The sequence below is a fragment of the Zarconia navalis LEGE 11467 genome (assembly GCF_015207075.1).
In the GTDB taxonomy this organism is placed as follows: Bacteria; Cyanobacteriota; Cyanobacteriia; order Cyanobacteriales; family Geitlerinemataceae; genus Zarconia; species Zarconia navalis.
Map to the genome: position 1 here is coordinate 1 of NZ_JADEXN010000094.1, position 12,053 is coordinate 12,053.

Annotated in this window: 9 protein-coding genes; 7 read left to right on the forward strand and 2 right to left on the reverse strand. The window is 48.1% G+C overall.

Annotated elements, in window-relative coordinates; translation table 11 throughout:
• Both IQ235_RS07085 and IQ235_RS07090 read right to left on the reverse strand, forming a co-directional pair.
• Positions 1-1,167 (reverse strand): ABC transporter permease subunit (locus IQ235_RS07085; RefSeq protein ID WP_264320785.1); only part of this gene is annotated, 1,167 nt, incomplete at its 3' end.
• A gap of 309 nt (positions 1,168-1,476) precedes the next feature.
• Complete coding sequence (locus tag IQ235_RS07090) at positions 1,477-1,722, reverse strand: hypothetical protein (RefSeq protein WP_264320786.1); 246 nt, start codon at positions 1,720-1,722, stop codon at positions 1,477-1,479.
• A gap of 377 nt (positions 1,723-2,099) precedes the next feature.
• Here IQ235_RS07090 and IQ235_RS07095 point away from each other — a divergent pair, with 377 nt between their 5' ends.
• The 7 genes from IQ235_RS07095 to IQ235_RS07125 all read left to right on the forward strand — a co-directional run.
• A complete protein-coding gene (locus IQ235_RS07095; RefSeq protein WP_264320787.1) occupies positions 2,100-2,606 on the forward strand; it encodes a DUF4214 domain-containing protein in 507 nt (168 codons plus the stop codon).
• A gap of 187 nt (positions 2,607-2,793) precedes the next feature.
• Positions 2,794-3,135 carry a hypothetical protein gene (locus tag IQ235_RS07100; protein ID WP_264320788.1) on the forward strand — a complete coding sequence of 114 codons (342 nt, stop codon included), beginning with the start codon at positions 2,794-2,796 and terminating at the stop codon, positions 3,133-3,135.
• 102 nt (positions 3,136-3,237) lie between these two features.
• Positions 3,238-4,713 (forward strand): hypothetical protein, encoded by a 1,476-nt coding sequence (locus tag IQ235_RS07105; RefSeq protein WP_264320789.1) that lies wholly within the window; start codon positions 3,238-3,240, stop codon positions 4,711-4,713.
• A gap of 310 nt (positions 4,714-5,023) precedes the next feature.
• Complete coding sequence (gene acpP / locus IQ235_RS07110) at positions 5,024-5,275, forward strand: acyl carrier protein (protein ID WP_264320790.1); 252 nt, start codon at positions 5,024-5,026, stop codon at positions 5,273-5,275.
• Positions 5,276-5,411: 136 nt separating this feature from the next.
• Positions 5,412-6,665 (forward strand): beta-ketoacyl-ACP synthase II, encoded by a 1,254-nt coding sequence (gene fabF, locus IQ235_RS07115; protein ID WP_264320792.1) that lies wholly within the window; start codon positions 5,412-5,414, stop codon positions 6,663-6,665.
• 199 nt (positions 6,666-6,864) lie between these two features.
• Positions 6,865-8,865 carry a transketolase gene (gene tkt / locus IQ235_RS07120; RefSeq protein WP_264320791.1) on the forward strand — a complete coding sequence of 667 codons (2,001 nt, stop codon included), beginning with the start codon at positions 6,865-6,867 and terminating at the stop codon, positions 8,863-8,865.
• Between the two features lie 390 nt (positions 8,866-9,255).
• The coding region (locus IQ235_RS07125) for an nSTAND1 domain-containing NTPase (protein WP_441373248.1) at positions 9,256-12,053 on the forward strand (2,798 nt) is incomplete at its 3' end.

Sequence of the window (12,053 nt, forward strand, 5' to 3'; positions counted from 1 at the left end):
CGCTGCGGTAAACGACAGCAATATTGCTCCCAATCCCGCCCCTACCATCGCTAAAACCGACATCGCCAAGGTTTGGGCGCACAGGGGAACCAAAGCGGCAAATTTAGACCGATCCGGAGAAAAAGCAGCTTGGAGAATATCCCCCAGGAGGACGTAAGTTCTAGGTTGCCAGAGTTTGCCAAAATCTGCTCCAACCGCCCAAAAAGATACCGGAACCAGCAGCAAAACCCCCCATAAAGAACGAACGGAACCCCGCGAATCGATCGATCGCCCCTTTAGCTTCCCGGCATTCAAATCCAACCGACTCGGCGCGCCAATACCATGACGCACCGACGCACTCCAAAAATCCACCATCCCCGACAGCAACACTAGCGCCCACAACAACGTCCACATTTCCTCGTAACGCAGGGACTTAAGGCTCAAATTCAGTTGGTAACCCAACCCTCCCGCACCGATAATTCCCAATACCGCAGCCGATCGAATCGAACATTCAAAACGGTAGAAGGCATAAGATAGTAAACCGGGAAATGCTTGGGGAATCAGGCTGTATAGAAAAGCGTTGATTGGGGACACTCCGGCGTTGAGAAGTGCGTAGAGGGGTTCTCGCGGGGTTTCATCTAAAATATCCCCAAATACTTTCGCCGTAATCGCACCGAAGGGAAGAGCGATCGCCAAAATTCCGACAATCGGATCGAGTCCGAAAATATTGACGAAAAATAGCCCCCATACCATTTCGTGGATGGCACGGGGAATGCTGAGGATGCCGCGAATCGCCAGCCATGTTTTCAGGTTGACTCTAAAGGCTCTAGACGATCGCGATCGCCACCAAATTTCTGAAGAGAAGACCCCCCCCACGCAGCCCAAGAAGAGACTGAAGGTGGTTCCACAAATGGCATAGGCGAGGGTTTTTAGGGTGGCCTGGGCAGTCAGTTGAAGAAAGTCTCGGTTGAGGTTGGGATGTAATGCCGCCTGGAAAAACTCTCGAACCTGGGGTAATCCTCCTAAATTGAGCCATTCCCCTTCCCCGATTCCCGTTTGTCGCGCCGACCAAATTAAGGCGATCGGGAAAACGATAAACCAGAGCGATCGTTCGTTAACAAGAGAAGGACGAGGCGGTAGGATGGGCGATCGCTTTGAAGAGTCAGTTGAAGAGTTATCAGTTTGCATGAAACGATTTGCCAGAAATCTCCCGATCGCGCGCGGTATCTTTGCATTAGAATACCGGGTTCTCGATCGAAAACCCGGTATGGTTCGAATTGGGCATAGATAGTAGATATTTCCTGAAAATAGCGATCTTGCGAAATTAAATGGCGATCGCATCGACATTTATATTCTCTCCAATTCCTCTCAAAGCCAATTTCGGCGAGTCAATGAATCAATGGGGACTCGATACGCTCCATAAATGTGGCAAGGAATCTTCTATGCTCGCACGCTCTGGATGACACTCTTTAGACGACACGACGATTTTCCCACGAGTCAAACTGCGCGACAGTGATAAGTGGTAATCGGAGGAACCCGCTTGATGAACCGTCGCCGAATCGCATAGAGAATCCGCCGAATAATCTCACCTTGTTCGATACTCAGGGAATCCGAAAACATCATTTTCGTCAGCAAAAACCAATCTGCCGGTGTAATACAACCCGTAGAGATGGTTCGAGCATAAAGTTCGAGGATGATGTTATCCATATTAGTGTTCAAGATGAAGGGAGATTGAGATGACATGGTTGTTTTACCCCTAAATCGCTAGATTTTGTGAATTGATGTCAGCTTGAGCGATGAAAACAATTTTTTTCCATCTATATTCAATCTTAAGCTCGAAATGTTTTCGCTGATGTATGCTCTAAATACGGTGACCCCGATGGGGTATTTTTGCGGACTTCACCTCCTACGGATAGAGGCTTTGTGTCAGTCCTATCCTCAGTCTTTACACAAGAAGTCTGCGTGCAAAAATTGATTTCCTCGCTTTTTCCGGCAATCTGTACACTAGTAGTAGATCGAGTCCGATCCGGAATCGAGCGCGAGCATCTAAACATATACGTCCGGATCTCGAACGATATCAAATCCAGACACTATTCGTCCCATTGCCAGTTCCAGTGCCAATGAATTTCTCCAAGTTGGCTATTTCTACTTTCGTACTCACCCTTGGCTGGACTTTACCTGGATTCTCCCAGGAACGGTGCTATAACAGCGAAGAATACTCTTTGTGCTTCGACATGGACTGGCTGCGCTACTATAACGAAATCGATCGAGAATTTGATTGGCGCAATTACCTCGAAGAAGAAGACGAGCGCGAACCTTCTGATTATTACAGCGACATCGATCGAATTTACCGAGACGTTCTCGGACGCGAAGCCGATGTGGATGGACTCCTCCATTGGTCTGTGGAGTTGGCAGACGGAACCCCACTTTCTCAGGTTCGTCAAGAAATTGCCAACAGTCCCGAAGCCGAAGAAAACATCGATCGCATTTATCAAGAAGTCCTCGGACGGGATGTAGATCGTAGCGGTCTCGAAACTTGGACGCGCAAGCTCGCACGAGGCTCGACCCTTGCAGACATTCGTCGGGAAATCGAATCGAGTGAAGAGGCCGCTGCAAGACGAAGCTGAATGTCAGAAGTATAGCAGTTCTCAAGTCCCCTTTTTGAAGGGAGATGGGTGGAGAAGCGTTTGTAAGCCAATGCGTATTTAAATGCTCCCAAAACAAGATAAATACGCTCGATCTGTTTGGGCATCCCCGCATCTGCGCATTCCGGTGTCAGTCAAAAGTCGTAAACTATAGCGCAACGCGCGCCATGTGTTGACACTGTCGCGATCGGGCATTCCCCAGACTTTCCTCATTCTCCAGAAATTTGAACTTGGAACGATAAAGGGCGCGAACGGCTATAGATGCGCAGCAACTTATCTCGTCCATCCCAGAGACACGATACAAAGTCAAATTGCCAGTATGAGAATTGCCCGATCGCACTTTAAAAGTTTAGTTTATAAGTGTTTTTCGACCCTGATGGCGATCGCCCCTCAAAAAGCAGACTGTTTTTCGCAACAATACTTAGGGGGATTTTTGGAAGCGATCGCGATCGTGCGGGTTAAACTGGATAAACGGGATTTTTTTGAAGGGTTAGAGAAAAGAGAAAACTAACAGAATAAAATGGAGTTAACTTAACTTTTTTCTATTCTGTTCAATCTCTATTTTTGTTTGTAATATAAATGTCTCGAGAGTGAAGTTGGAGGAAAAGTTAGAATGAATCTACCGTTTGTTGTTGATATTGCAATTGGCTTAGTTTTCATGTATTTGATATTAAGCCTATTAGCATCGGAAATTCAGGAATTAATTACAACCCTACTGCAATGGCGGGCAGAACATCTTAAAAACTCGATTGAAATCATGCTTGCCAGCGGTCAAGTTTCCCCCAATGCCAAAGAAATTAAATCTTTAACCGACAAACTTTATCATCATCCTCTTATTAGTAGTTTGAATCAAGAAGCAAAAGGTAGACTGGCGTTAGGGTTTCGCAAATTTGCCAACTTTTTCATCTCGTTGTACTATCGTTTGACAGGATCGGAAAATCCCTTTAAAAATGATTCAAGTGGGCCTTCGTATATCCCCGCCGAAGCTTTTGCAACGACGTTAATCGACACGTTTAAATTAAAAGAAATCGGTCAAGCTGTTACACTGGCTCGACTCGAAGATTTCAAGCAGCAACAAATTAAAGACATTCTCAAAACTTTAAAAGCGATCGAATTAAGCGATTCCGCTCGCTCGATCGTCACCCAAGAGTTAGAGAGCGTAGAGCAAGACTGGCAGGGAATTATTAACGATTTCGGAACGCGGCGGGTGAATTTACCCAAGTCTCTCGATCGGATGAATCAACGGCTGGAGATTTTTGTGAGTAATTGTCAGAATTACATCGAGCAACCCGAAACTTACCTTAATGCTTTTATCTATCGAGTTCAACATCTTCAAGATAAAAACTACTCAGAAACAGAGCGATCGGTCTTAATTCAATCCTTAAAGCCGAGCATGAACGAAGTCGTCGAAATGATTCAGAATAAGCCGAAGATGTATTCTGAATTGCAACGAGCGATCGAAGACAAAAATAGCCCTTCCCATCAAGGAATTAGCGACGTTATTGAAAGTCTGCCGGAGTTACCCGCTCCAGTCAAACACAGTCTCGCAGCTTTAGGAACTCGCATCCAATCGCAAAAAGAAAGCATTGAAGATGAAGTCTCCGAACTGCAACTGCAAATTGAAAGTTGGTTTGACGCTTCCATGACGCGCTCTTCAGGGGTCTACAAGCGCAATGCTCGAGGAATTGCCGTGCTAATCGGGATTATCGTCGCCGTTGCCACCAATGCCGATAGCTTGTACATTACCGAAAGTTTATCCAAAAACTCTGTGTTGCGAGCAGCGATTACAGAAAATGCCGGACAATTCGTCGCTCGAGATTCTCAACCCACATCAGCAGACTTTAAAAAGCTATCTCAAGAGGTGAAAGAATCTCTCGATGAGGCTTCTCTTCCCCTCGGTTGGCGCGCTAACCTAGTCACAGAGCAAGCCCTAGAAAACAAAGGTTGGCCTTTACCCTATCTCAAGCGCCTTGTGGGTTGGGCCATCAGCGGGCTGGCAATTTCCATGGGGGCGAGTTTTTGGTACGACCTTCTAGGCAAAGTGGTCAACGTTCGCAACTCTGGGAGTCGCTCTTCATCGCGAAGTTAAATCCAAAGTCTCACCGATGCCCGATTCACCAGTCGTCGGTTGGGAAATTCAAGAGACGAAGAATTGCTAAAATGGCGTGGGTGACAAGCTTTTTCATGCCCTTTCCCCTAACGCTTTCCCCAATTCCGGACACGCAGCGCTATAGAAGGTCACGCTTTCCGATAAGATTAGAATTGCCCAAGAGGTTAAAACGTCATATAGTCTTAACCCTTTGCTGGCAACTGTGATACTATAAGCGGTTCGAGAGACTGAATCGATCTTTATTTGACACTTCAGGCTCCCGGCAGCAATCTAACGAGGACATATCCCAATGAGTCAAGACGAAATTTTGACCAAAGTCAAAAAAATTGTAGCCGAACAACTAGAAGCTGAAGAAGAGAAAGTGGCACCCGAGTCCCACTTCGTTAACGATTTAGGTGCTGATTCCCTAGATACTGTCGAACTCGTCATGGCCCTCGAGGAAGAGTTTGATATTGAAATTCCCGATGAAGCTGCTGAAGGCATCACCACCGTTCGAGAAGCGGTTAACTACATCACCGAAAAAAGTGCTTCTGTAGCTTAGAACTACAGTGCCTGCGGCCTAAGTTCGGCTTGCCTGAATCTATGACTGAGCTACGCGAGCGCCCGCACAAGAAGTCTCAGTCCCTCCTTCTGTTTTGCATTCTGGGTGTTGAATACCCTCGCCACTGATGAAGATCGTGACAAACTTTAAATCAAAACGTGTTGTTGTTACCGGTGTGGGTGCGGTTACACCAGTGGGCAATACCCCCGAAGAATATTGGGCAGGATTGCTAGCTGGACGTAACGGTATCGGTCCGATTACTCTCTTCGATGCATCGAAACACGCTTGCCGCATTGCTGGTGAGGTCAAACAGTTCGACCCTCACCAATATATGGAGCGAAAAGAAGCCAAACGCATGGCTCGTTTCGCTCAGTTTTCGGTAGCCGCGAGCCATCAGGCTCTAGCCGATGCGAAGTTTGTCATCAACGATTTGAATGCAGAACAGGTTGGCACGATCGTCGGGACGGGGACTGGCGGGCTGGATGTGATGGAAGCTCAGCACGAGGTTTACTTAACGCGCGGTCCGTCTCGCTGTTCTCCGTTCACGGTGCAGATGATGATCGCAAATATGGCTGCCGGATTGACGGCGATTCACACGGGAGCTAAAGGGCCCAACTCCTGCCCGGTGACGGCCTGCGCTGCCGGTTCTAACGCGGTGGGAGATGCCTTTCGCTTGATTCAGCGGGGCTACGCTCAAGCGATGATTTGCGGGGGGGCAGAAGCCGCAGTGACTCCCCTCTCGTTGGCTGGATTTGCTTCGGCAAAAGCCGTATCCACTCGCAATGACGATCCCGCTCGGGCCTGCCGCCCTTTCGATCTCGATCGCAACGGTTTCGTGATGGGGGAAGGTGCGGGTATTTTACTCCTCGAAGAACTCGAACACGCCCTAAGTCGCGGTGCCAAAATTTATGCGGAAATTGTGGGCTACGGCATGACTTGCGATGCCTACCACATTACGTCTCCGGTTCCGGGGGGGACGGGTGCCACCCGAGCCATCGAACTGGCTCTCAAAGATGCGGGAATCGAACCCGAGCGCGTCGATTATATTAACGCTCACGGAACGAGCACGCCAGCCAACGATAAGACGGAAACCCTGGCGATTAAAAAGGCTTTAGGGGAAAAGAACGCGCGCGACCTTGCCATTAGCTCCACCAAATCCATGACCGGACACCTACTCGGGGGTTCCGGCGGTATTGAAGCTGTGGCAACCGTTCTCGCCATTTTGAACGATCGAATGCCCCCGACGATTAATTTAGAAACCCCCGATCCCGAATGCGACTTAGACTACATTTCCAATGGAAGTCGCGCCAAAACCGTGAATGTCGCCCTCTCCAATTCTTTTGGTTTTGGCGGTCATAACGTGACGTTAGTCTTTCAGAAGTATGCTTGAAATCTCAAAATAGCGCTGGAGTTAGATTTGAGTGAAATATGCGGACCAACGTCACAAGATGCTGCGACATTTTGCCGTGCCCTCTTGCCGCGTCATCCCGGTAGTGAGATGATAAAGAAATTATGAAGGGCAGTCCGAACCGCATCCCGTTGAACTGACTCCAGTCCTTGCTCAAACGTTGTCAAGAAGATAGAAGACTATGGCTGTTGCCACCCAATCACTCGAAGAACTTTGCATCAATTCCATCCGCTTTCTAGCAATTGACGCTGTCGAGAAAGCGAAGTCCGGTCATCCAGGGTTACCGATGGGTGCCGCACCCATGGCTTTCGTCCTCTGGGATCGCATTATGCGGTACAACCCCAAAAATCCCGATTGGTTTAACCGCGATCGTTTTGTGCTCTCCGCCGGTCACGGTTGTATGCTCCAGTACGCCATGCTCTACCTGACGGGTTACGATGGCGTGACGATCGAGGATATCAAGCAATTCCGTCAGTGGGGATCGAGAACCCCCGGACACCCAGAAAACTTTGAGACTGAGGGGGTAGAAGTCACCACGGGACCGTTGGGACAAGGAATTGCCAATGGTGTGGGTTTGGCAATGGCAGAAGCTCATTTGGCGGCGAAATTCAACAAGCCCGACGCGACGATCGTAGACCACTACACCTATGTCATTCTCGGTGATGGCTGCAATCAAGAAGGGGTTTCTGGGGAAGCTTGTTCCCTTGCAGGTCACTTGGGCTTGGGTAAGGTGATTGCCCTGTACGACGACAACCATATTTCCATTGACGGTTCCACGGACGTTTCCTTCACCGAAGATGTCAGCAAGCGTTTCGAGGCCTACGGTTGGCACGTCCTCCACGTTGAAGACGGCAACACCGATATCGATGGCATTACCAAGGCCATCGAAGAAGCCAAAGCCGTCACCGATAAGCCCTCGATGATTAAGGTTACGACCACCATCGGCTACGGATCTCCTGGAAAAGGAAATACCGCTGGCGTTCACGGTGCGGCCCTCGGTGGCGATGAAGTCACCGCCACGCGCAAATATTTAGTTTGGAACCACGAACCCTTCGAGGTTCCCGAAGATGCGCTCTCCCGGTTCCGCAAAGCCGTCGATCGCGGTGCCGAAGCCGAAGCCGAGTGGAATAAAACTTATGCCGACTACAAGGCTAAGTATCCCGAAGATGCCGCAGAATTCGATCGGATGATGAGCGGTACGCTGCCAGAGGGCTGGGAAAAAGCGCTGCCCACTTACACTCCCGAAGACAAAGCCCTTGCCACCCGCAAGAATTCGGAGATGACCCTGAATGCTTTAGCTGAGGTGATTCCCGAACTCATTGGGGGTTCGGCAGACTTAACTCACTCCAACCTCACCTTCATGGAGGTATCGGGAAGTTTCCAAAAGGGAGCCTACGAAAACCGCAACCTGCGTTTCGGAGTCCGGGAACACGGCATGGGTGCAATTTGTAACGGAATCGCGCTGCATGATTCCGGTCTGATTGCCTATGGTGCGACGTTCTTAATCTTCACCGACTACATGCGGGCGGCGATTCGCTTGTCTGCCCTCTCTGAAGCTGGGTGTCTTTGGATTATGACCCACGATTCTGTGGCTCTCGGGGAAGATGGACCGACGCACCAACCCATCGAAACCATTGCCTCTTTGCGAGCCATTCCCAACTTGGTGGTAATTCGTCCCGCCGATGGCAACGAAACCTCCGGCGCTTACAAAGTGGCGATTTCCAATCGCAAGCGTCCGACTCTGATGGCCTTCACCCGCCAGGGATTGCCCAACTTGGCCGGTAGCTCTATTGAAGGGACTGAAAAGGGTGCTTATGCCGTTGTTGAGTGCGACGGTACGCCGGATCTAATTTTGATCGGTACTGGTAGCGAAGTCTCCCTGTGCGTCGAGGCGGCCGAGAAGCTTTCCGCATCGGGCAAGAAAGTGCGGGTAGTTTCCATGCCTTCGTGGGAGCTGTTTGAAGACCAAGATGAAGCCTATCGCGAGTCCGTCTTGCCCAAGGCGGTGACGAAGCGTTTGGCTGTTGAAGCTGGATGTAGCTTCGGCTGGGAGCGTTATGTGGGCTTCGAGGGAGATACAATTAGTATCGATCGCTTCGGTGCTTCGGCTCCGGGAGGAACGAACATGGAGAAATTCGGCTATACGGTAGAGAACGTCGTCGCCAAAGCTGAAGCGCTTTAGATCTAATTTCGTAGCATTTTTAAATTTCGATCGAAAAGGTGGGGCAAGCCCCACCTTTTTTCTATTTGTTTTGACTTTCAAGACTTTTACTCGAACTGCAAACTCATTTTTCATTTCTCTTTTTTTGCTGGGCGCAAAGCACGATCGATCGCCCTTAGTCATCTTCATCTTCTCAAATCGTGCAGAAATTATGAATAAATACTAAATATTCGTAGTTTTAGATACATAGTGGGTATTACCCATCATGCCATTTGGAAGTTTCGATCGGTAAAATAGACGAGTTAGCCTCAAGCATCGCACAAGTTAATTCAGTTAATTTAGTGCGACAAAATGTTGATTTTCTCCTTCCAATCCGCTTGATTTTAGCTCGTTTTAATACGTTAGCGAAACATGACAAATTTGCTTTCTGTGGATGATGTTGCAGCATACAACGAACGTTCGTTAAAAACTCTCGTTCGAGCAATTTCTTTATCTCAAGGTCAGTTTTCCTTAATTCTCGTTCGCTGCAACTATACCTGGTTGGCCGAGCAAATGTCAGCCAAACTCAAAACAAAATTGTCCATCGAGCTAGAAGAATTTAAACTACCAGATTCGGTTCAAACACTCTACACCACAATTCAAGATTGTTTGTGCCAGAATCACCCAGATTATTTAGCTGTTTTCAATTTAGAATCGGTGACAGAAATCGATCGGGTTTTAAACTCCACCAACCAAGTTCGAGAAGAGTTTCGCAAACGATTCCCCTTTCCTTTAATTTTATGGGTTAACGATTGGGTTTTAGAAAAGTTGATTCGATATGCTCCAGATTTTAAAAGTTGGGCGGCCAGCTCCATCAAATTTGAAATTGCCACTCAAGAGCTGATCGATTTTTTACGCCAGAAAGCAGAAACGATATTTTCCCAAGCATTAGAAGTCGGTGCAAATCCATTTTTATCGAAGGTTGCGGTTAATTTAGCCATGGGTTCGCCCCACCGCCAAGTTTTAACCCTGGCACAAAAAGATTTACAACATCACGGGGTTAGTTTGGAGCCATCTCTAGCCGCGAGTCTAGAATTTGTGTTGGGTCGAGATGACTATGCCAACGACCAGCTCGAGCTTGCCTTAGAACACTTCGATCGAAGTTTGGCTTTTTGGCAAGAAGCTCGTATGGATGACGCGACATCTTCCGATTTTCTCAACCCCAGACAATTCAAAGAGCGCGAGGGGGTTTTGCTCTTTTACTTTGGGTTATGTTACTGTCGCCAAGCCGATCTGCATCCAGCCCAAAATCGAAATCATTGGAAAAAGGCACGGGAATTTCTGCGAAGGTGTATCGAGACTTTTGAGGGTTTGGGTCGTCTAGACCTAGTCGCCAAATCGATCGCTCAACTCGGTCAAGTTCTGCGACGATTGGAAGCTTGGGCCGAACTCGAAGCTTTAGCTCAAAAAGCCTTAGATCTCCATCAAAATTTAGGGAAAACCCAAGAATTCTCCTTTGAAGTTCAACTGGCTCAAGACTACGGTTTCCTAGCCGAAGTGGCTCTGGGTCGTCTCAAATGGCGTTCGGCCAAGCGGTTTGCCGAGCAGGCCCTGCAAATTCTCGATCGCGCCGTCACCCCCAAACCCCAACAGAAAGCTCTTTATTGTTTGCTACTGGCAAGAGCGCGCAAGCACCTCGGTAACGCTCAATTGGCGACGGTCGACCTAGAAACCGCCAAAGAAATTCGCGTCCGCGACGATACCCCCCTCCACCAGCACGACCCGCAACTCTACATTCAAATTTTGCAAGAATTGCGATCGCTTTACTTCAATCGGGGTCGTTATTTAGATGCGTTTAAAATCAAGCAAGAGCAGCATAAAATCGAACACCAATACGGGTTTCGAGCCTTTATCGGTGCAACTCAGTTACAGCCGCAGCAACAAACGCGCAATCCCGCGTGGAAAACCTCTCGAACGGCTACCATCGCCCACGAAATTACCGCAGCCAGCCGCGGGCAAGATATCAACCGCTTGCTCGAGAGAGTGAGCCGCGACGATTACAAGCTGACGGTCATTCACGGTCATTCTGGCGTTGGCAAAAGCTCGATCGTCAATGCCGGTTTGGTTCCTGCTCTTCAACAAAGAGCGATCGGGGAACGTGCCGTCATTCCCGTTGTTTTACCAACCTATACCGACTGGAGTCGGGAGTTAGGAGAGCGGTTAATGGAGGCCTGCTCTGGAGATGGCAATCCTCCACTGAATTCAGAAGATGAAAATGAGAATTTTCATTGGTCTCCTCAAGTCATTCTCGATCGACTTCGGCAAAATATCAGTCGTAATTTACTGACGGTCTTAATTTTCGATCAATTTGAAGAATTTTTCTTCGTCTATTCCTATCAAGCCAATCGAAAAGACTTCTATGATTTTTTGTTTCAATGTCTGAATTTACCTTTTGTTAAAATTATTTTATCGCTACGGGAAGACTATATTCACTATTTACTCGACTTCGATCGAATTCCTCATTTAGATGCGATTAATAATAATATTTTAGACAAAAATATTCGCTATCAACTCGGGAACTTCTCTTCTGAAGACGCACGCAATATTATCCAAGAACTCACTCGCAAAACGCATTTTCAACTCGAGTTAGATTTAATCGAACAGTTAGTGCGCGATCTATCTCGCGAACTTGGAAAAGTTCGACCGATCGAACTCCAACTAGTGGGAGCGCAGCTTCAAGAAGAAGATATTACCTCTTTGAGTCAATATTGGTTGCTAGGCTCGAATCCAAAAGATAAACTGATCGAACGATCGTTGGTTCAAATTATTCGCGATTGCGGCGCGGAAAATGCAAAAGCTGCCTGGAAACTTTTATCGACTCTCGTTGACGAGAAAAATAACCGTCCCTTAAAAACCAAACAAGAGCTATCTAACGCGATCGGCTTTTCGGGCCCACCGATGGCTAATACATCCTTCGTTGCCAAAATAAAGCCAAGGTATTCACCACTCGATATACCCCAACAACTCGATCTGATTCTCAATATTTTTGAAGGGTCGGGTCTGATTTTTCGACACCGAGAAGAATCGGGCGAACGCTACCAACTCGTCCACGACTATCTCGTCAGTCCCATTCGCCAGCGCATCGAAGTCAACTTGGCTAAAAGGCTCGCCAGAAGCGAAGCCGCGCAAAAAATTAGCCAACGACAGATCGAAAAGCGTAACGCTCAGCT

Bases quoted from the DNA above. Each gene is read 5' to 3' on its own strand.
- IQ235_RS07095 (WP_264320787.1), top strand. From the start codon at position 2,100: ATGAATTTCTCCAAGTTGGCTATTTCTACTTTCGTACTCACCCTTGGC.
- acpP (WP_264320790.1), top strand. From the start codon at position 5,024: ATGAGTCAAGACGAAATTTTGACCAAAGTCAAAAAAATTGTAGCCGAA.
- tkt (WP_264320791.1), top strand. From the start codon at position 6,865: ATGGCTGTTGCCACCCAATCACTCGAAGAACTTTGCATCAATTCCATC.
- IQ235_RS07105 (WP_264320789.1), top strand. From the start codon at position 3,238: ATGAATCTACCGTTTGTTGTTGATATTGCAATTGGCTTAGTTTTCATG.
- IQ235_RS07090 (WP_264320786.1), bottom strand. From the start codon at position 1,722: ATGTCATCTCAATCTCCCTTCATCTTGAACACTAATATGGATAACATC.